This is a genomic window from Melghirimyces profundicolus (assembly GCF_003054245.1).
GTDB classification, from domain to species: Bacteria; Bacillota; Bacilli; order Thermoactinomycetales; family DSM-45169; genus Melghirimyces; species Melghirimyces profundicolus.
Window position 1 is genome coordinate 63,814 of sequence record NZ_QBKR01000018.1, and the last position, 17,769, is coordinate 81,582.

Genomic DNA, 17,769 nt, shown 5'->3' on the forward strand with positions numbered 1-17,769 from the left:
CCGGGAGGGATGAGGCTTGAATATTGTGCTGATGGGATTGCCCGGTGCCGGGAAAGGCACCCAGGCTGACCGGATCACCGAGGCGTTCCGCATCCCGCACATCTCCACGGGTGACATGTTCCGCGCAGCGGTCAAAGAGGGGACCCCTCTGGGTTTGGAAGCCAAGAAGTTCATGGATGAAGGTCAATTGGTTCCGGATCGCGTCACCATCGGTATTGTCAGGGAACGGTTGGGCAAAGATGATTGTGCCGAGGGATTTTTGCTGGACGGTTTTCCCCGGACCGTTCCCCAAGCGGAAGCGTTGGATGAAACGTTGGATGAGATGGGGAGGGCCCTCGATCACGTCTTGTATATCGAAGTGGGCGAGGCCGAACTTCTGAAGCGTCTGACCGGCCGCAGGATCTGCAGCCAATGCGGTGCCACTTATCATGTGGTGTTTGATCCCCCGAAAGAGGAAGGTGTCTGCACCCGTTGCGGCGGCTCCCTCTATCAGCGGGACGACGATAAGGAAGAGACCGTGGCGAAGCGGTTGGAAGTGAACCTGGAGAACACCCGGGAGCTGGTGAACTACTACCGGGAGAAAGGGAACCTTCGCAGGATTGACGGGGAGCAACCGATCGGAAAGGTGACCGAAGCGATCCTCCAGGTTCTCAGAGGAGCGACCCAATGATCATCCTGAAGTCGTCGAAAGAGCTGGAACGTATGCGAACAGCAGGCCGGATCGTCTATGAGACGCACCAGTTGATCAAAGAGGCGATCCGGCCCGGAGTCACGACCGGAGAACTGGACCGGCTGGCCGAATCGTTCATTCGCAAACAAGGGGCCACTCCTTCCTTTAAAGGATACAACGGCTTCAAAGGCAGCATCTGCACTTCCGTGAACGAAGAACTGGTCCACGGCATTCCGGGGGATCGCGTCCTTCGGGAAGGGGACATCATCAGCGTCGACATCGGCGCTCTCCATGACGGATACCACGGGGACTCCGCATGGACCTATCCGGTCGGGGAAGTTTCCGGGGAAGCCCGCCGGCTGTTGAAGGTGACGGAGGAAGCCCTCTTTAAGGGCCTCGCCCAGGCGAAGCCCGGAAACCGGATCGGGGACCTTTCCCATGCGATCCAGACCCACGCCGAAGAGGCCGGATTTTCCATCGTCCGGGAATACGTCGGACACGGAGTGGGGCAGGACCTCCATGAGGAACCCAGCGTCCCCAACTTCGGGCCTCCGGGTAAAGGCCCGCGTCTCAAACCCGGAATGACCCTGGCCGTTGAGCCGATGGTGAATGCGGGCAAACGTTTTGTTCGAACATTGGCGGATAACTGGACCGTCGTCACGCAGGACGGATCCCTGTGTGCGCATTTTGAACACACCATCGCGATCACAGAAGACGGCCATGAAATATTGACCACAGCGTAAAGGTGAAGGGTGATGGATTTGACGGATCCCGAAAGGCGGCCCTGTCCCGGACAGGTGGTTCGGGTGTTGAGGGGTCGTGAGGCGGGGAGATATGCGATCGTGATCGACGTGGTTGAACCGCACTTTGTCCTGTTGGTGGACGGGGATAAGCGGAAAGTTGGCCACGCGAAGAAGAAAAACGTCAAGCATATTCAACCCACCAACTACATCGCCCGTGAAGTAGCGGAGTCTTTGAAAGAGGACGGACGGGTCAGCAATGCCAAAATACGCTACGCCTTGAACCAATACCTGCTTCAACAGGAGCGGAAAAAAGGAGAGTGAGTCAATGGCCAAAGAAGATGTGATCGAAGTGGAAGGGACGGTCATCGAACCTTTGCCCAACGCGATGTTCCGAGTGGAACTGGAAAATGGTCACAAAGTCCTTGCCCATGTTTCCGGTAAGATTCGCATGCACTTCATCCGGATCCTGCCGGGGGACCGAGTGACGGTTCAGCTCTCCCCGTACGACTTGAGCCGCGGCCGGATCACCTACCGCTACAAGTAACAGCCCCGGAACAGTCCGCTCGGATGTCGCACCGTTTATACGAAGGATCCGGACCCCGGACCGGAGAACTGACACCGAGTGGGAACAGGAGGGATACGAGATGAAAGTACGTCCTTCGGTGAAACCGATCTGCGAAAAATGCAAAGTCATTCGCCGTAAAGGAACCGTGATGGTGATTTGCGAGAACCCCAAACACAAGCAAAAACAAGGATAACCAGACAGGAGGTGCCCAACATTGGCTCGTATTTCGGGAATTGACCTTCCCCGCGACAAGCGCGTGGAAGTGGCGTTGACCTATATCTTCGGGATCGGGCGCTCCCGTTCGAAGATGATCCTGAAAGAAACCGGGATCAATCCGGACACCCGGGTCCGCGACCTGACCGAAGAAGAAATTGCGAAGCTGCGCGGTTACATCGACAGAAACCTGACGGTCGAAGGGGATCTGCGTCGCGAAACCGCCCTCAACATCAAGCGTTTGATCGAAATCGGCTCCTACCGCGGCATTCGCCATCGTCGCGGCCTGCCGGTCCGCGGTCAGCGCAGCAAGACGAACGCCCGGACCCGCAAAGGTCCCCGGCGAACCGTCGCCAACAAGAAGAAATAAGGAAAGTAAGGAGGGAGAAGAATGGCTGCGAAAAAACGTACGACCACTCAGCGCGTCAAGCGTCGCGCACGTAAGAACGTCGAAACGGGTACGGTGCACATCCGTTCCACTTTCAACAATACGATTGTGACCATCACCGATAAGCGTGGGAACACCATTTCCTGGGCCAGCTCCGGTACCCTTGGATTCAAAGGTTCCCGCAAGAGCACTCCCTTCGCCGCTCAGATGGCCGCAGAATCCGCCGCCAAACAGGCGATGGAACACGGCATGAAGAGCGTGGAAGTCATGGTGAAAGGACCGGGTGCGGGCCGCGAAGCGGCAATCCGTTCCCTCCAGGCGGCCGGGTTGGAAGTCAACCTGATCAAAGACGTCACCCCGATTCCGCACAACGGGTGCCGTCCGCCGAAGCGTCGCCGTGTCTGATGTGTGACGCAGGTTGATTCCGGGTTGGACATTGGTTTATACTGGTAGAACTATGTGTATAATGGTACTGGACAAATCATGGCTTGATCGTATGCCGAGCGATCCCTATTTCCCGGGCCAAGCATAGATATTCACCAAGATCGGACAAATGTCACCCGGAAGGCGACGTTCTTAAGGAGGGTTTCGAAACCGTATGATTGAAATCGAGAAGCCGAAAATTGAAACCGTGGAGCTCAGCGATGACGGCAAATACGGGAAATTTGTCGTGGAACCCTTGGAACGCGGATACGGCACCACCCTTGGAAACTCGCTCCGGCGCATCTTGCTGTCCTCTCTTCCCGGCGCGGCTGTGACTTCCGTCCAGATTGACGGAGTTCTGCACGAGTTTTCCACCATCCCTGGTGTGGTGGAGGATGTGACTGAAATCATCCTGAATCTCAAACACTTGTCTCTTAAAATCCATTCCGATGAAGAGAAAGTGTTGGAGATTGATGTGGAAGGCGGCGGTGAAGTGAAGGCCGGCGACATCCGGGCCGACTCCGATGTGGAGATTCTCAACCCTGAGCTTCACATTGCCACCCTTGCCGACGATGGTCGCCTGCATCTGAGGATGACCGCCAACCGCGGTCGGGGATATGTGCCGGCGGAAGGCAATAAACGGGAGGAACAGACCATCGGGGTGATCCCGATCGACTCGATCTACACTCCCATTGATCGTGTCAACTACCAGGTGGAGAACACCCGGGTTGGCCAAGTGACCAACTACGATAAATTGACCCTGGAAGTCTGGACGGACGGAAGCCTCCGTCCCGATGAAGCTGTCAGCCTCGGAGCCAAGATTATGACGGAACACCTGATGCTCTTCGTCGGTCTCAACGAAGAAGCCAAAGATGCCGAAATCATGGTGGAAAAAGAAGAAGACAAGAAAGAAAAAGTGATGGAAATGACCATCGAAGAGCTGGATCTGTCCGTCCGTTCCTATAATTGCCTCAAAAGGGCCGGCATCAACACCGTCCAGGAACTGACCCAAAAGACGGAAGAAGACATGATGAAGGTCCGCAACCTGGGGCGAAAATCGCTGGAAGAAGTGCAGGAGAAACTGGGTGAACTGGGACTCTCCCTGCGCAGCGATGACTGATTGGGCAATCTTTTAAACGAGGGAGGGGAAATTCATGGCACACTCCAAACTGGGTCGGGATAAAGCAGCACGGAAAGCCCTGTTACGGGACCTCGTGACCGATCTGATCATCAACGAACGGATCGAGACGACCGCCTCCAAGGCGAAAGAGGTTCGGGCCATTGCGGAGAAAATGATCACCTTGGCGAAACGCGGCGACCTTCATGCCCGCCGTCAAGCTGCCGCCTTCGTTCGTACCAACCGTTCCCGCACGGAACGGGAAGGGGACAACGTCAACCACGAAAACGTGGATGCCGTGAAGAAGCTGTTTGACGAGGTGGGGCCCCGCTATGAGGACCGCAATGGCGGATACACCCGGATCATCAAGATCGGGCCTCGCCGCGGCGATTCGGCGGAAATGGTCTACCTGGAACTGGTGTAATCACTTTCTGTGGATCAAAGGGAGAGGGCAGGATCGTTCCGGTCCTGAAATCTGCCCTTTTTCTTTATGGACAGATGGTTGTCCCATACCTATGAAATACCGGCGAGCTTGCTGAGACCGGCGGCAAGCCCTTCATGAGGTGGATGGGATGGAACCGATCATACAATTGGACGGGGTGGGATTCCGGTATGAGCTCCCCCGGGAAGGAAAGTCCGACTGGTCCCTGCGCGGAATCCGCCTGACGGTGCACCGGGGTGAACACCTGGCGGTGATGGGACCCAACGGCTCCGGGAAGTCCACCCTCGCCAAGTTGCTGAACGGCCTCCTGATCCCGTCGGAGGGATGCATCGTCGTGGACGGTCTTGACACCCGTGACGGGAAAACCCTTCCCGCCGTACGCAGGAAAGTGGGAATGGTTTTTCAGAACCCGGACAATCAAATTGTCGGCACGACGGTGAAAGACGACGTGGCTTTCGGAATGGAAAATGCGGGCATTCCCCGGAAGGAAATGCTGGAGAGGATCAGGGAAGTCCTGGATCGCGTCGGTTTGAACGGACTGGAGGCGTCTTCTCCCCACCATCTGTCGGGCGGTCAAAAGCAAAGACTGGCCATCGCCGGAGTCCTCGCCATGAGGCCCGAGGTGGTGGTGTTTGACGAAGCCACTTCCATGCTGGATCCAGCGGGAAGGAAAGAGGTCCTTCAAGCGATGGAAGAACTTCACCGCACCGGCACGACCGTGATCCACATCACCCATTCCGTGCGGGAAGCCTTCTGTGCGGAACGGGTGTTGATTCTCGAAAACGGAAAAATTCAATGGCAAGGATCGCCGCGTGAACTGTTCCTGCAGTCGGAAGAGGTCTGCCGATGGTCCCTCGAAGTACCGTTGGCCGTGGAGCTGAAAAATCGTCTGCGGGAGAGGGGACTCCCCGTTCGACAAGATATCGTCGGGACGGAGGAGCTGGTGGAAACAATATGGACATTGTTATCCAGAAATTGACGCATGTCTATATGGAAGGGACTCCCTTTGAACAAAGGGCCTTAACCGGGGTGGATCTCCGGATCCCCTCCGGTTCGTTTGCCGCCATCATCGGGGCGACCGGCTCCGGGAAATCCACTCTCATTCAGCATATCGCCGGACTCCTTAAACCTTCCCGCGGGTGGCTTCGGATCGGGAACATTGAAATCGGTCCGGATACCCGTGATTCATCCCGCCTGCGGGGAAAGGTGGGTGTCGTGTTCCAGTATCCGGAACACCAACTGTTTGAAGAGACGGTGGCCAAGGATATCGCCTTCGGGCCGTTGAACTTGGGGTTATCCGCCTTGGAAGCCAATCGTCGGGTGGAAAGGGCGATGGAATGGGTGGGTCTCCCTCGTGAACTGGCTTCCCGTTCCCCTTTCCACCTCAGCGGGGGACAAATGCGCCGGGCGGCGGTGGCCGGTGTCCTGGCCATGGAGCCGGATATTCTCGTGCTGGATGAACCGACCGCGGGATTGGATCCCGTCGGTCGCCGCCAGCTGCTGGACCGGATCGCTTGGTTGCGCCGGAAGCGGGCCATGACGGTCATCCTGGTCTCCCACAGCATGGAAGAGGCCGCTCGCTACGCCGATCGCCTGTATATTCTTCATCGCGGCAGGAAAGTGATGGAAGGTCTTCCCGCCGATCTGTTTACCATGGGAGACCGGCTGGCGAAATGGGGGTTGGAGGAACCGGAGGCCGTCCGGTTGGTGAGGTGTTTAAACGAACGTCTGAACCCGCCTCTTCCGGAAAGTCTGTTAACCGTGGAAGATCTGGAAGAAGCCATCGTTGCCCGTTGGGAAGAAGGGAAGTCTCCATGAGCAGACTGGCCAATCCCATTCTCGGACAATACGTTCCGGGCACCTCAGTCCTGCACCGGTTGGATCCCCGGTCCAAATTGGTCTTTGTGTTCCTTTTTATGATGGCCGTTTTTCTGGCAAACAATGTGCTCAGTTACATGCTTCTCGTTCTCGTGACAGCGACGGCTGTCTTTTTGTCGGAGATTCCGTTGCCTTTAATCTTCCGGGGGTTGAAACCCGTCCTGTATCTCATCGGTTTGACGGCGTTTCTTCACCTGTGGATGACCCGGGGTGGGGACGTGCTTTGGCAATGGGGGCCGGTTTCCATCCATGAAAACGGCATCGTTCAGGCGGGATGGACTTCGCTCCGGTTCTTCATCCTGGTCCTGATGGGGACCATGTTGACCCTGACGACTTCTCCGATTGAGCTGACAGACGGCTTGGAACGTTTGTTGTCACCCTTGACCCGGCTCGGTGTTCCCGCTCACGAGTTGGCATTGATGATGTCGATCGCACTGCGGTTTATTCCGACACTTTGGGAAGAGACCGAAAAGATCATGAAGGCGCAACGGGCGAGGGGAGCTGATTTTGAAAGTGGCGGCCTTTACCGCCGGGCCAAAAGTTATATCCCCGTTCTGATCCCTCTCTTCATCTCCGCTTTCCGCAGGGCGGAAGAACTGGCCCTGGCGATGGAAGCCAGGGGATACAGGGGTGGGGAGGGGAGAACCCGGATCCGGGAGCTTCGGTACAGGATGGCGGATGGAATCCTTCTCGCGGTTTTGCTGTTGCTGGTGGGTTGTCTTTTGTGGCTGCGCAATTAAGGGTGCCGAAGGGGGTGACCGCGTGACTGTGCGGAAACTGAAAATGACCGTGTCCTACGACGGAACGGATTATTCCGGATTTCAGCGTCAGCCGGATAAAAGGACCGTCCAGGGGATGCTGGAGGAATGTCTGACCCGGGTGACCGGTGAATCCGTGACCGTGACCGGCGCGGGCAGAACCGATGCAGGGGTTCATGCATTGGGGCAGGTTGTCCACTTTGAAACCTCCGTCCCGATTCCCACAGAACGATGGGATCGGGTGATGAATGCCGCACTTCCGCGGGACCTGCAGGTGCAAAAGGTGGAACGGGTGCCCCCGAAATTTCATGCCCGGAAGAGCGCCTGCTGGAAGCGGTACCGCTACACCCTGGATACGGGCCGTATTCCTGACCTTTTCCGGCGGAGGTTCCGTACCCATTATCCCCGTTCTCTGGATCCCGGTCAGATGAAGAGAGCCGCCCGCCATCTGGTGGGCACCCACGACTTCACTTCCCTGTCGGCGGCCCGGGCCTCCGTGGAGAATCGGGTCCGCACCTTGTACCGTTGCGACATCCTGGAAGAAGAGTCGAACGCACTTCACATCGAGGTGGTGGGGAACGGATTCCTCTACCATATGGTGCGGATTATTGCCGGAACCCTGGTGGATGTCGGTTTAAAAAAGATTGCCCCGGATGATCTCCCCGGCATCCTATCGGCAAAAGACCGGTCTGCAGCGGGGCGGACCTTTCCCCCGGAAGGGCTGGTCTTGGTGGAAGTCGGCTACACCCCGTGGGAAGCAGAAGAGAAAGAGTTTCCATCTTGACTTCCCTCTCCCGTTGGTGTAGTATGATCGTTGGTATTTTTCCATCTTGCCCCGGTGGAAAAACAAGTGTTCGGCGCACTCTGGTGAGAAACGCAAGTTCAGGCAACGCCCATACTCCATATATTTTTTGATCCTGTGTGACATAAGGAGGGAAAACGATGCGAACCACATTCATGGCCAAACCGAACCAAGTGGATCGGAACTGGTTCGTGGTTGACGCTGCCAATCAACCGCTGGGCCGTCTGGCTACCGAAGTGGCCACTCTGCTCCGCGGAAAGCATAAGCCCGAATACACTCCTCACGTGGATACCGGTGACTTCGTGATCGTCATTAACGCTTCCAAAGTTCATCTGACCGGTAAAAAGCCGACCAATAAAACCTATTACCGCCACTCCGGTTATCCCGGTGGCCTCAAATCGATCTCTGCCGGTGAACTGCGCGAGAAAAACCCGCAACGGTTGATCGAACTGGCCGTCAAGGGCATGCTGCCCAAAAACAGCCTGGGACGCAAACAGTTGAAGAAGCTGAAAGTGTACGCCGGTCCGGAACATCCCCATCAAGCACAACAACCCCAGAAGTGGGAAGTACGTCGATAAGTAAAGGAGGGAACTGATTTTGGCACAAGTTCAATTCAGTGGAACCGGTCGCCGCAAAGAGTCCGTCGCCCGTGTGCGCCTGATCCCCGGTGACGGCCGTGTGATCATCAACGGCCGCGACATGGATGAGTACTTCGGCCTGGAAACCCTGAAGGCCATCGTAAAACAACCCTTGGTGTTGACCGATACCGTCAACCGTTACGACGTCATTGTCAATGTCGACGGAGGCGGCTTCACCGGCCAGGCCGGTGCCATTCGCCACGGCATTGCCCGGGCACTCCTCAAGGTGGACCCGGAACTTCGACCGGCCCTGAAGAAAGCCGGTTTCCTGACACGTGACCCGCGGATGAAAGAACGGAAAAAATACGGGCTCAAAAAAGCCCGCCGTGCCCCTCAATTCTCCAAACGGTGAAGGCACGGTCCCACTCCCGCCAGTGCGGGGGTTTTTTTTAACCGGAATTTCATTCCTTATTATCTCCCCGCTCCTCCGGTAACACTATGGGTACTTTCGGCGGGGAGGTGACAGGGTTGGCGAAAGTCATTTGGTTGGAAGCGTGGCGCCTCAACCGGGCGGAGAAACTGAGGCAGGAGGCTTTATTCGGTTTTCCATGGGGCAAACTTTCGAAGATGATTGATACCATACTGGAACCGGCGGTGGAAAACCTGCCTTCCCGGCAACGTTTGGCTGTGGATGAGGCGGTTTACCGAATGGCTTTCGAAGCCTATGTCTCCGGGATGGAAGTCAGCCGCAAGGGGGAGATGGAATGCCCTCCGGGTCGTCCCGAACAGGAAAGGCGGGATTGGTGCCAGCGGGTCTTCGGCCTTGACGGGAGCCGGCTGATCGGAAGGATTGCGGAAGATCTTGATCTGTTGCGCAGCATGGATGAATGGACCATCCAATCCGTTATGTATTTTTTTGAAGAAGTCACCTCCCAGTGGTTCATGAAGGGAGTGGACTATGGAATCCGACTACGCAAAGGGCGGCTCCTTTGAACATAACGGCCCCACTCGTCCCATATACTTGTACAAGACCAAGTACAGAGGGGGAAGGCGAGTGGATACCCAATGGAAAGAATGGTTCCGGGGCCGGAAAAAATGGATCTGGTCCCTCTCGGGGTTCATGGCGGTTTTCCTCTGGGCCGTGGCCATTTACGGCATTCCCGACAACAGCCATAACGCGTGGACCATGCCCTTGGCGGGCAAAGTGATTGTACTGGATGCAGGACACGGGGGTCCTGACGGGGGAGCTCAAAGTGCCGATGGGTTGCATGAAAAAGAAGTGACGTTGAAAATCGCATGGCTTCTGCGGGATTATCTTCAGGAGTCCGGTGCCTTGGTGCTGATGACAAGGGAGGAGGACCGGGATCTGGCGGACGAAGGAGCCCGACGGCGAAAAGCGCAGGATTTAATTCGAAGGGCGCGTATGGTGAAGGACAGCGGGGCGGACGCTTTCATCAGCATTCATCTCAATGCCATTCCTTCGCCCCGGTGGTTTGGTGCCCAGACCTTTTACTATCCCACGCTGGAAGCCAACAAGAAGTTGGCCGAAAGCATTCAGTCCGAATTGATCCGTAATTTGGGAAATACAACCCGGCAAGCCCGTCACAGCGGGGAAGTTTACATATTGAAAGCCTCTCCCATCCCCGCCGCCCTCGTGGAGGTGGGCTTCCTTTCCAACCCGCAGGAAGCGGGCCTGCTGGCCACTGAAGCCTACCAAAAAAAGTTGGCTGCGGCCATCTACCACGGAATCCTTCGCTACTATTCAGGAGAGGGGGGGACGATGGAACGGAACTGATTATGTTATAATCGGACTCGATGGAAACGCTACAGGGACAGAGGTGTGGACACACATGACCGTTGAGCAAATATTGGAGGCCCTCCGGTCGGTGCAAGAGCCGGAGTTGAAAAACAACCTGGTTAAATTGAATCTCGCGCGAAATATCCGGATTTTCGGGGACCGGGTGCAACTGACCGTCATGCTCTTTTCGGAAGATTCACCCCACCGGGAGAAGCTGAAGCAAGAAGTGACCAAGGCCCTGAAACAAGCCGGTGCCCAAGAAGTGGATCTCGATTTCGAGGTTCTTTCCAAAAAGGAACAGGAGATTCTCGCCGAACGGATCCGGAAAGAACATCAGGAAAAGGTTCGTGCCAAGCGGGCGGGCGGGCGTACGCCCCTGCAGCAGGAAGACCCAAAGCCGTCCCTTCTTTCCGAAGACTCGGACACCGTTTTTATTTCGGTGGCCAGCGGAAAAGGGGGCGTCGGCAAATCGACCGTGACCGTCAACCTGGCTGTCGCCTTGGCCCGGGAAGGAAAGCGGGTCGGAGTGATCGACGCCGACATATATGGTTTCAGTGTGCCGGATATGATGGGCATCACCGAGCGGCCCGCTGTTGTGAACAAGACGATCTATCCGGTGGAACGGTTCGGGGTGAAAGTCATTTCGATGGGCTTCTTTGTGGAAGAGAACGCTCCGGTGATCTGGCGCGGTCCGATGTTGGGCAAAATGCTCCGCAATTTCTTTCAGGAAGTGGAGTGGGGTGAGTTGGATTACGTGATTCTGGACCTTCCCCCGGGGACCGGAGACGTGGCATTGGATGTCCATCAAATGCTGCCCCGGAGCAGGGAACTGCTCGTGACCACTCCCCATGCCACGGCTGCTTTTGTTGCGGCACGAGCCGGTGCCATGGCGCTCCATACAAAACACCGGATTTTGGGTGTGGTTGAAAACATGGCGTACTACCAATGCGCTTCCTGCGGAAATAAAGACTATGTTTTCGGTCGTGGCGGCGGGGAAAAGTTGGCGGATGAGCTGAACACCGACCTTTTGGTGCAGATTCCTCTCGGTGCGCCGGAGAACGGGAACCCGGGCGACCCGGATTTCTCTCCTTCCGTGTACGGATCGGAAACTTCCACGGGGCAGCTTTACCGGGATCTGGCCCGGAAGGTCATGGAACGGGTTTGAATGATAAGCGAAGCACCGGTGGGAACCGGTGCTTCTTTGATGGATAAAAAGCCCGGAATGGTGGATCATGCACTGATTCGATTTGAGGAATAAGTAAGCCACCGGCCGGGTGTGCCGGTGGCTTGTGCCCAAGGAAAAACCCATTACATGCTGCCACCCATGTTGCTTTGCTGTCCGCCTCCCCCGCCGCCTTGTTGTTGGCCCTTTCCTTTTTCCTTGGTTTTCATCGCTTCTTTCAACAGTTTCATGAACTTCATTTTAAAAGTGGGACTTTCCAGGGCATCTTCCATGACTTTCTGGATCTGTTGGCGGGTTTCCCGGCTTTTCAAGACCTGATGGATCTGCTTGGTGAACTCCGGATCTTTCATGATGTCAAGCATCAACTTTTGATACTCCGGATCCTTCATCATTTGTTTGAGCAACTTTTTCTGTTCCTTTTGGGTGGCCTTGGCAAAGCTGGCGGCCACCTTCGGGTTTTCAAACATTTTTTCCAGTTGTTTTTGCATCTGGGGATCCATGACGGCCTTGCTGATGGTTTGTTCCATTTCCTGTTGGGAAATGACGACTTCCTTTTTGAATTCGGGTTCCCGCATAATTTCCTGAAGCGCCTTTTTTCCTTCCTTGGTATGGAGAACATCGGTCACCATCTGTTTCGTTTCATTATAATCCGGTTGTTGATTCTCCGGCTTCGGGTTTGGGCTGCAGGAGACCGAGAAAAGGAGAATCATGGATAAGGCCAAAAGCGACCGGGGCCACCGTTTTGTTCGCATAAAAGGTCCGCCCTTCTGTGAGATCTTCTTTTTTAATATGATCGGGCCGAATGGGTTTTATGCTGCCTCCTGTTCGCCTTCCCGATTTCAATTCCGCGGATTCACCGGTATAATAAGGGTCGGATGGGCCTGCCGGATCAGGCCCTGAAAGCGTTGTGATATATTGTCAGCAGAAGAAGGGGAGCGTTTACCCGAACCAGCGACTTTGCTGTCCTGCCCGGCGGAGAATCAGCCAGCAAGGGCGTTCAGGGGCAAAAGCTTCTCTGTGTTACATCCACAGGCGTTTGCCCCTCCCCGCAGCAGGAAGACTCGGAGCGGACAGTGCAACCTTCCCTCAAGGACATTAGCGAGACCGGGGAGAGAAGCGACCCAGGCGGGACTTGTGCTCTGTTGAATGCAACCGGAGCAGCTTCGGGTAAATGCTGCGGCTCACTTTTTCACAATACTTCTGTAGGGTTTTTCGAAAGAGAGGCTGGACCATGACGATCCGAAAACTGTTTTTCCTGTTTTGGACCACCCTGGCAGTGGGAACCGTGACAGCTCCTTTGGCGGGCTTGGCGGTGGAGGGGGTTTTCGGCCCCCTGGGTTTGGATCTCGTACGGCGACTGTGGGCCGGGGTGATGTTCGGAGCGGTTGCCCAGATGGGTTTCTTTGCGTATATGGTTTTTAATATGGTGGCCAAAGGGTTTCTTCGGAATCCTGCCGTTTATCAAGGGATGCAGTTGTTGCTGACCTTGGTCATCCTGATTCAAACCTGGATGGTTTCAGGGGCAAACAGCGGAACAATGCAGGTGGGGGCCGGCCCTTGGGTTCTTCCCTTGACCATTTTCTTTGTGGGAGTGGTGGTGGCCTGGTTCAAGGCGAGAGCCACCCAATCGTCGGCCTTCATTCCCGCTCTTTTTTTCATGGTGGCGGCCACGGTGTTGGAAGCCATTCCTTCCCTTGAGCAACGTTCGTTTCCGATGATCATGCTGATGGTGTTGACTCTGTTGGCCTGTAACGCTTGGCAAATCATGCAGCTTCACCGCTTGCTCGGTTCATCCGAACCGTCCAAACAAAAAAGCCAGACATCCAGGTCCGGCTCTTAGTCGACAGGGTTTAATTCCACTTCCGAACCGGCGATCAATTCGGAGACGGTAACGAATTTGTACCCTTTTTTCCGCAACTTATCGATGATGACCGGCAAGGCTTCATGGAGCTGTTTGCTGGAATCGCTGGCGTGCATCAGGATAATGTCCCCCTTATGTGCCCGGCTCACCACCCGGTTGATAATTTTTTCCTTACCGGGGTTCATCCAGTCCAGGGAGTCCGTGTCCCACTGAATGGCGGTGTAACCGAGATCGTCCGCGATCTTCAACACCCGTTTGTCAAAGTCGCCGTTGGGGAACCGGATCAGATTGGGCTCCTGTTTGGTCAACTTACTCAGGATCTGGTGGGCTTTACGGATCTGGGTGCGAACCTGATCTTCGCTCAACGTGCTGTAATTGTCGTGGCGATGACCGTGGCTGCCGATCTCGTAACCCATGTCGCTGATTCGCTTGACCGTGTCGGGGTGGGTTTCCGCCCAGGGAGAAGACAGGAAAAACGTGGCTTTTTTTACGCTCTTCTGCTCCAGGACGTCCAGGATCGGCCCTGTTCGCTCTTCGCCCCAACTGATGTCAAAGGTCAGTGCAAGTTGCTTCTTGTCCGTGTCCACGCTGTAAACTGCCGCCGGGCCCGATTGAAGGGGCATAAAGACCTGAATGTTTTCCTTTTCGGCATAGAAGATGCCGAGGGCGAAAAAAATCGCCACCACGGCCATCAGGGCCCGTCTGATCCGTTTCCCCGATAAAACAACGAAAAATCTCATCCCGTCACCTCCGACAGCTTCGGTATGGGAGGTCAGGCACCTGTCCCATACTAAATGTATTCCGGTGGACGAGGGTTATGAATGAGAATGGTTTTCATAAGTCTTCAAAGGGGTGCGCCGCCATTGGGCCGTTTTTGGAACGCGATCCGTTCGGAAAAAAGAAACATCACCTTTGCCGCCTTGGTTTTCGTTTTCTTCACCCTGGTCGGTTACTTTTATCACGATCTCATTGGCCAGTGGATGAAACAGGCGGGGGTTTGGGATCAGTTTGAGCAAAAAGCGGAAGCGATTCAGGAAAATCCCGGACTTTGGAACACCTTCGGGCTGATCTTTTTTAACAATCTCCTGGCCTCGGTCAGCATGATCTTCCTCGGAATCTTTTTGGGCATCTATCCGTTGCTGGGGTTGACCTTCAACGGATTGTTGGTGGGGGTGGTGCTGGGGAGCGTCTCCCAACAAGCGGGAATCAGTCCTTTGACGCTTTTTGCAACCCGGATCCTTCCCCACGGCGTGCTCGAGTTGCCGGCGGTGATTTTCGCGGCGGCTTACGGGATTCGGTTGGGGGCATTGGTCGTCCGCAGCTTGGCCGCTCTTCTCTCCCCTTCGGGCTTGGGCGAGCGGCACAGATCCGCTTGGCGAACTTTTTTTGCCCGAATTCCCGTTCTATTCGGCGGGGTGGCGGTCATGCTGATCGTGGCCGCCTTGATTGAATCCTCGCTGATCGTGTATTTTAGCAAGTGACAGGAGGGATCTGGATGAAAACGGATGTGCAATGGAAAGGGAAAATGCAGTTTCAGGCCCGTACACCTTCCGGTCACGGGATCACCATCGATGCGGCAAGGGAGGTGGGTGGAGAGGACAAGGGACCTCGGCCGACGGAACTGTTGCTGTCAGCGGCGGGGGCCTGTTCCGGAATCGATATCGTCAATATCCTGGAAAAAATGCGATTGACAGTGGAATCCTTCGACATGGAAGTCTCAGGTGACCGGGCGGATGAACATCCCCGCCGATTCACCAAGGTACATATCCATTACCGGTTGGAAGGAGATCTGCCGGAAGACAAAGTGAGAAGGGCAGTTGATCTCTCCCGGGACAAATACTGTTCCGTCTCCCAATCCCTGAATGCACAAATCACCACCAGCTTTGAGATCAACGGTGAAAAATACGAATAAGAGAAAACCATGCTCTGTCAATCCTTAAATCCGGAAACAATGACAACCGGGAACTCAACGATCCATCAACCATGAACCGGGGCCATCTCCCGGTTTTTAGTTTGCGACGAAAAAAGGTTTCATTTGTATAAACAGGGGGATAAAATTTTGAATGGCGGAACCAGTAAGGAGACGGGGGCGACAAATCATGCCGGATTGGTCTTATCATACGTTGTTTCGACCCGCGTTGTTTCGGTTGTCCGATGAAAACTCCAGGGAACTCACACTGAAGGTCATGAGAGGGCTGTATCGCTTGCCCGCCGGAAAGCATCTGATCCGTTGGATGGGGCATATGGATCCGCCGGAAGAAGGAAGGGTGAACCGGCTGGGAATCACTTTTCCTTCTCCTGTGGGTATTACAGGAGAAGTCGATCCCAACCACCAGGGAACGGAGCCGTTTGCTTTGTTTGGGACGGGCTTTCTGGACTTGGGTGTGGTGACGGATGAACCGGTGAAGGGGACTGTGAAAAAGAACCCCCGCCATCGGGCACTTGCCCTGAACCATCCTTGGGTGAACCGGGGAGCCGATTTTCTGCAAAGGCGTCTGACCGAGATGCGCGGGGTGCAAACGCCTCTGACGATCCGACTGGGTCATCGGCCGGGAGCCGGACAAGAGGAGGCCCTTCGGGAGAGATTGGCGTTGATTGAACGGTTTGCCGATGACCTCTCCTTTTTTGTTCTCGAGGATTTGGAACCGGTAAACTCCGGTGACAGAGAATGGACGGAACACGTGCAAAAGCTGTCCGATGCCTGTCATCGACAAAAGAGACCCCTGTTACTCTCCGTGACTCCGGAATCCCCCTTACTGCGGAATGAGAAGCTTCTTCCGCACATCTCTTGCCTTGTGGACGGTTGGGTGTTGTCCGACGGCATCCGGTCATGCAGCAATGAGTTTCTGGTGGGGAGGGAAGGAGATGCCCGACGGGCGGTGTCTGCATTAACACGTCTGCGGAAGTTTCTTCCCGACCAACCTGTCATCGCATCCGGCGGAGTTCATGAGCCCATGGACGCGATTCATCTGCTGGAAGCGGGGGCGGATCTGGTACAGGTGAATGCCGGGCTGGTTTACGCAGGTCCCGGCCTTGTGAAGAGGACCAATGAAGCGGTCATGCAGTGGAAAGCAGGGGAAGGTAAACAGGTGGTTCCCGGCTCCTCCCGGAGAAGAACCACCGCCTTTCTCCTGGGATCAGGGCTGACGGTGATCGCGCTTGCAGCCTGGTGGGTGGCTGCCGGAATGGTGGTGTTGCCCTATGATGAAGAGTGGCTCGGGATGAGCAGGGAACAGTTGATTATGCTCAATGATCGCCTCCTTCCTTTTATGGCCCACGACCGGATTACTTTGTCCGGAACCCTTCTCTCCCTGGGGATTTTGTATATGATGTTGTCTTTTTTCGGTATGAGGCGGGGGTATCATTGGCCGCAAAGGGTTTTGTCCCTTTCTGCTCTGATCGGTTTTGTCAGTCTGTTTTATTTTTTGGGGCACGGTTACCCGGATCCGCTTCATATTTGGCTGTCCGCCTCCCTTTTTCCATTGTATTGGTTGATGAAACGGTTCGCTCCTTCTTCCCATCGCCCTCACCGTTCCACAGGTTGGAGGAATACCCGGTCATGGCACCTTTCCTTATGGGGACAGTTGTCCTTTGTCAGTCTGGGTGCGGCCTTTTGCGCTGCCGGGGCGGTAATTTCCCTGATCGGCATGACGGATGTGTTTGTGAGAACGGACCTGGAGTTTATGAAGACCACCGCGGAAGACCTTCAGGCTTCCAATCATCGTTTACTCCCTTTGATCGCCCACGACCGGGCCGGATTTGGCGGGACGCTCCTGGCTGTGGGTATCTCTGTGATGCTTATCTCCCTGTGGGGTTTCAGGGAAGGGGAGCGATGGATCTGGTGGGCTCTGGCGCTGGGTGGATTACCGGGTTTCATCGGGACGGTCGGCGTTCATTTCGCGATCGGGTATACGGATTTCTTTCATCTCCTCCCGGCTTATGCGGGTCTGGTCTTGTACGGGACAGGACTCATTTGTTCTTTTTCGTTTCTTCACCAAAAGGGCGAGCCGACCCTATAATCGGTCGGGTTTTGTATTGATCCTGCGTATAAAATGGACAATATTTCCTGAAACTATTTTGTTGACTTTTGTCGTCCACGATCTTATACTAATCATTGTGCTCGTAATGACGGGCACTCGCCGAAGGGCCTGGCGGGTCCGGGGCGAACGAAAAAGAAATCAAAAAAACTGTTGACAAGATCGGATGCCTTTGATAAGATAGATCTTGTCGCCGCGAGGGAGCGGCGGTCGCGGGAAGCCGCGACGAAAGCGTTCCTTGAAAACTGAAGAGCGCAGACATGACCCTGTCAATGAGCGTTTCAAGCTCGGTCCGGAGGTGGCCCGGCCACCG

General features: G+C 55.4%; 24 protein-coding genes. 22 read left to right on the forward strand and 2 right to left on the reverse strand.

The features are described from left to right. Window positions 1-16: 16 nt before the first annotated feature. The 18 genes from C8P63_RS12950 (at window position 17) to C8P63_RS13035 (ending at window position 11,540) form a co-directional block, all read left to right on the forward strand. Window positions 17-670, forward strand: a complete 654-nt coding sequence (locus C8P63_RS12950) for an adenylate kinase (RefSeq protein ID WP_108024865.1) — start codon at window positions 17-19, stop codon at window positions 668-670. Further along, complete coding sequence (map, locus tag C8P63_RS12955; RefSeq protein WP_108024867.1) at window positions 667-1,413, forward strand: type I methionyl aminopeptidase; 747 nt, start codon at window positions 667-669, stop codon at window positions 1,411-1,413. The genes C8P63_RS12950 and map overlap by 4 nt, the downstream gene beginning before the upstream one ends. A gap of 12 nt (window positions 1,414-1,425) precedes the next feature. Beyond that, window positions 1,426-1,734 carry a KOW domain-containing RNA-binding protein gene (locus C8P63_RS12960; protein WP_108024869.1) on the forward strand — a complete coding sequence of 103 codons (309 nt, stop codon included), beginning with the start codon at window positions 1,426-1,428 and terminating at the stop codon, window positions 1,732-1,734. A gap of 4 nt (window positions 1,735-1,738) precedes the next feature. Continuing rightward, window positions 1,739-1,957, forward strand: coding sequence for a translation initiation factor IF-1 (gene infA / locus C8P63_RS12965; protein WP_009710936.1), 219 nt, complete (start codon window positions 1,739-1,741; stop codon window positions 1,955-1,957). A gap of 100 nt (window positions 1,958-2,057) precedes the next feature. Next, window positions 2,058-2,171 (forward strand): 50S ribosomal protein L36, encoded by a 114-nt coding sequence (gene rpmJ, locus C8P63_RS12970; protein ID WP_003322638.1) that lies wholly within the window; start codon window positions 2,058-2,060, stop codon window positions 2,169-2,171. 21 nt (window positions 2,172-2,192) lie between these two features. After that, on the forward strand, window positions 2,193-2,561 hold the full coding sequence (gene rpsM / locus C8P63_RS12975) for a 30S ribosomal protein S13 (RefSeq protein ID WP_108024871.1): 369 nt from the start codon (window positions 2,193-2,195) through the stop codon (window positions 2,559-2,561). A gap of 21 nt (window positions 2,562-2,582) precedes the next feature. Continuing rightward, the gene (gene rpsK, locus C8P63_RS12980) at window positions 2,583-2,984 is read left to right on the forward strand and encodes a 30S ribosomal protein S11 (RefSeq protein WP_108024873.1); all 402 of its coding nucleotides are present in this window, start codon (window positions 2,583-2,585) and stop codon (window positions 2,982-2,984) included. 193 nt (window positions 2,985-3,177) lie between these two features. Next, window positions 3,178-4,122 (forward strand): DNA-directed RNA polymerase subunit alpha, encoded by a 945-nt coding sequence (locus C8P63_RS12985; protein ID WP_108024875.1) that lies wholly within the window; start codon window positions 3,178-3,180, stop codon window positions 4,120-4,122. Between the two features lie 34 nt (window positions 4,123-4,156). Continuing rightward, the gene (rplQ, locus tag C8P63_RS12990) at window positions 4,157-4,543 is read left to right on the forward strand and encodes a 50S ribosomal protein L17 (RefSeq protein WP_108024877.1); all 387 of its coding nucleotides are present in this window, start codon (window positions 4,157-4,159) and stop codon (window positions 4,541-4,543) included. Between the two features lie 148 nt (window positions 4,544-4,691). Further along, a complete protein-coding gene (locus tag C8P63_RS12995; RefSeq protein WP_108024880.1) occupies window positions 4,692-5,540 on the forward strand; it encodes an energy-coupling factor transporter ATPase in 849 nt (282 codons plus the stop codon). Then, the gene (locus tag C8P63_RS13000) at window positions 5,516-6,379 is read left to right on the forward strand and encodes an energy-coupling factor transporter ATPase (RefSeq protein WP_108024882.1); all 864 of its coding nucleotides are present in this window, start codon (window positions 5,516-5,518) and stop codon (window positions 6,377-6,379) included. The genes C8P63_RS12995 and C8P63_RS13000 overlap by 25 nt, the downstream gene beginning before the upstream one ends. Further along, window positions 6,376-7,179 carry an energy-coupling factor transporter transmembrane component T family protein gene (locus C8P63_RS13005; RefSeq protein WP_108024885.1) on the forward strand — a complete coding sequence of 268 codons (804 nt, stop codon included), beginning with the start codon at window positions 6,376-6,378 and terminating at the stop codon, window positions 7,177-7,179. The genes C8P63_RS13000 and C8P63_RS13005 overlap by 4 nt, the downstream gene beginning before the upstream one ends. 22 nt (window positions 7,180-7,201) lie before the next feature. Further along, entirely contained in the window at window positions 7,202-7,981 is a 780-nt protein-coding gene (truA, locus tag C8P63_RS13010; protein ID WP_425437303.1) for a tRNA pseudouridine(38-40) synthase TruA, read from the forward strand. Window positions 7,982-8,139: 158 nt separating this feature from the next. Next, entirely contained in the window at window positions 8,140-8,577 is a 438-nt protein-coding gene (rplM, locus tag C8P63_RS13015; RefSeq protein ID WP_108024887.1) for a 50S ribosomal protein L13, read from the forward strand. Between the two features lie 19 nt (window positions 8,578-8,596). Next, the gene (rpsI, locus tag C8P63_RS13020) at window positions 8,597-8,989 is read left to right on the forward strand and encodes a 30S ribosomal protein S9 (RefSeq protein ID WP_108024890.1); all 393 of its coding nucleotides are present in this window, start codon (window positions 8,597-8,599) and stop codon (window positions 8,987-8,989) included. Window positions 8,990-9,105: 116 nt separating this feature from the next. Continuing rightward, window positions 9,106-9,570 carry a hypothetical protein gene (locus C8P63_RS13025; RefSeq protein WP_108024892.1) on the forward strand — a complete coding sequence of 155 codons (465 nt, stop codon included), beginning with the start codon at window positions 9,106-9,108 and terminating at the stop codon, window positions 9,568-9,570. A 127-nt stretch (window positions 9,571-9,697) separates the two neighbouring features. Next, window positions 9,698-10,372, forward strand: coding sequence for an N-acetylmuramoyl-L-alanine amidase CwlD (gene cwlD / locus C8P63_RS13030; protein ID WP_108024920.1), 675 nt, complete (start codon window positions 9,698-9,700; stop codon window positions 10,370-10,372). A gap of 55 nt (window positions 10,373-10,427) precedes the next feature. Beyond that, window positions 10,428-11,540, forward strand: a complete 1,113-nt coding sequence (locus tag C8P63_RS13035) for an Mrp/NBP35 family ATP-binding protein (protein ID WP_108024894.1) — start codon at window positions 10,428-10,430, stop codon at window positions 11,538-11,540. 143 nt (window positions 11,541-11,683) lie between these two features. On the opposite strand, the gene gerD is transcribed toward C8P63_RS13035, so the two are convergent. Beyond that, complete coding sequence (gerD, locus tag C8P63_RS13040; protein WP_108024895.1) at window positions 11,684-12,310, reverse strand: spore germination lipoprotein GerD; 627 nt, start codon at window positions 12,308-12,310, stop codon at window positions 11,684-11,686. A 479-nt stretch (window positions 12,311-12,789) separates the two neighbouring features. On the opposite strand from gerD, the gene C8P63_RS13045 reads away from it, so the two are divergent. Then, on the forward strand, window positions 12,790-13,398 hold the full coding sequence (locus C8P63_RS13045) for a KinB-signaling pathway activation protein (protein ID WP_170109645.1): 609 nt from the start codon (window positions 12,790-12,792) through the stop codon (window positions 13,396-13,398). Here C8P63_RS13045 and pdaB read toward each other — a convergent pair. Continuing rightward, the gene (gene pdaB, locus C8P63_RS13050; protein ID WP_108024900.1) at window positions 13,395-14,159 is read right to left on the reverse strand and encodes a polysaccharide deacetylase family sporulation protein PdaB; all 765 of its coding nucleotides are present in this window, start codon (window positions 14,157-14,159) and stop codon (window positions 13,395-13,397) included. The two genes, C8P63_RS13045 and pdaB, sit on opposite strands and share 4 nt — an antisense overlap. A 123-nt stretch (window positions 14,160-14,282) precedes the next feature. Between pdaB and C8P63_RS13055 the strand changes: the two genes are divergently transcribed. The 3 genes from C8P63_RS13055 (at window position 14,283) to C8P63_RS13065 (ending at window position 17,438) form a co-directional block, all read left to right on the forward strand. Beyond that, window positions 14,283-14,900, forward strand: coding sequence for a stage II sporulation protein M (locus C8P63_RS13055; protein ID WP_170109646.1), 618 nt, complete (start codon window positions 14,283-14,285; stop codon window positions 14,898-14,900). A 14-nt stretch (window positions 14,901-14,914) separates the two neighbouring features. Continuing rightward, window positions 14,915-15,331 (forward strand): OsmC family protein, encoded by a 417-nt coding sequence (locus C8P63_RS13060; protein WP_108024904.1) that lies wholly within the window; start codon window positions 14,915-14,917, stop codon window positions 15,329-15,331. Between the two features lie 151 nt (window positions 15,332-15,482). Continuing rightward, window positions 15,483-17,438 carry a dihydroorotate dehydrogenase gene (locus C8P63_RS13065; RefSeq protein ID WP_108024906.1) on the forward strand — a complete coding sequence of 652 codons (1,956 nt, stop codon included), beginning with the start codon at window positions 15,483-15,485 and terminating at the stop codon, window positions 17,436-17,438. The last annotated feature ends 331 nt before the right edge of the window (window positions 17,439-17,769 follow it).

Excerpts from the sequence above, each read along its gene's own strand:
- map (WP_108024867.1), top strand. The coding sequence starts at position 667 with ATGATCATCCTGAAGTCGTCGAAAGAGCTGGAACGTATGCGAACAGCA.
- C8P63_RS12960 (WP_108024869.1), top strand. The coding sequence starts at position 1,426 with ATGGATTTGACGGATCCCGAAAGGCGGCCCTGTCCCGGACAGGTGGTT.
- infA (WP_009710936.1), top strand. The coding sequence starts at position 1,739 with ATGGCCAAAGAAGATGTGATCGAAGTGGAAGGGACGGTCATCGAACCT.
- rpmJ (WP_003322638.1), top strand. The coding sequence starts at position 2,058 with ATGAAAGTACGTCCTTCGGTGAAACCGATCTGCGAAAAATGCAAAGTC.
- rpsK (WP_108024873.1), top strand. The coding sequence starts at position 2,583 with ATGGCTGCGAAAAAACGTACGACCACTCAGCGCGTCAAGCGTCGCGCA.
- C8P63_RS12985 (WP_108024875.1), top strand. The coding sequence starts at position 3,178 with ATGATTGAAATCGAGAAGCCGAAAATTGAAACCGTGGAGCTCAGCGAT.
- rplQ (WP_108024877.1), top strand. The coding sequence starts at position 4,157 with ATGGCACACTCCAAACTGGGTCGGGATAAAGCAGCACGGAAAGCCCTG.
- C8P63_RS12995 (WP_108024880.1), top strand. The coding sequence starts at position 4,692 with ATGGAACCGATCATACAATTGGACGGGGTGGGATTCCGGTATGAGCTC.
- C8P63_RS13000 (WP_108024882.1), top strand. The coding sequence starts at position 5,516 with ATGGACATTGTTATCCAGAAATTGACGCATGTCTATATGGAAGGGACT.
- C8P63_RS13005 (WP_108024885.1), top strand. The coding sequence starts at position 6,376 with ATGAGCAGACTGGCCAATCCCATTCTCGGACAATACGTTCCGGGCACC.
- rplM (WP_108024887.1), top strand. The coding sequence starts at position 8,140 with ATGCGAACCACATTCATGGCCAAACCGAACCAAGTGGATCGGAACTGG.
- cwlD (WP_108024920.1), top strand. The coding sequence starts at position 9,698 with ATGGCGGTTTTCCTCTGGGCCGTGGCCATTTACGGCATTCCCGACAAC.
- C8P63_RS13035 (WP_108024894.1), top strand. The coding sequence starts at position 10,428 with ATGACCGTTGAGCAAATATTGGAGGCCCTCCGGTCGGTGCAAGAGCCG.
- gerD (WP_108024895.1), bottom strand. The coding sequence starts at position 12,310 with ATGCGAACAAAACGGTGGCCCCGGTCGCTTTTGGCCTTATCCATGATT.
- C8P63_RS13045 (WP_170109645.1), top strand. The coding sequence starts at position 12,790 with ATGACGATCCGAAAACTGTTTTTCCTGTTTTGGACCACCCTGGCAGTG.
- pdaB (WP_108024900.1), bottom strand. The coding sequence starts at position 14,159 with ATGAGATTTTTCGTTGTTTTATCGGGGAAACGGATCAGACGGGCCCTG.
- C8P63_RS13060 (WP_108024904.1), top strand. The coding sequence starts at position 14,915 with ATGAAAACGGATGTGCAATGGAAAGGGAAAATGCAGTTTCAGGCCCGT.
- C8P63_RS13065 (WP_108024906.1), top strand. The coding sequence starts at position 15,483 with ATGGCGGAACCAGTAAGGAGACGGGGGCGACAAATCATGCCGGATTGG.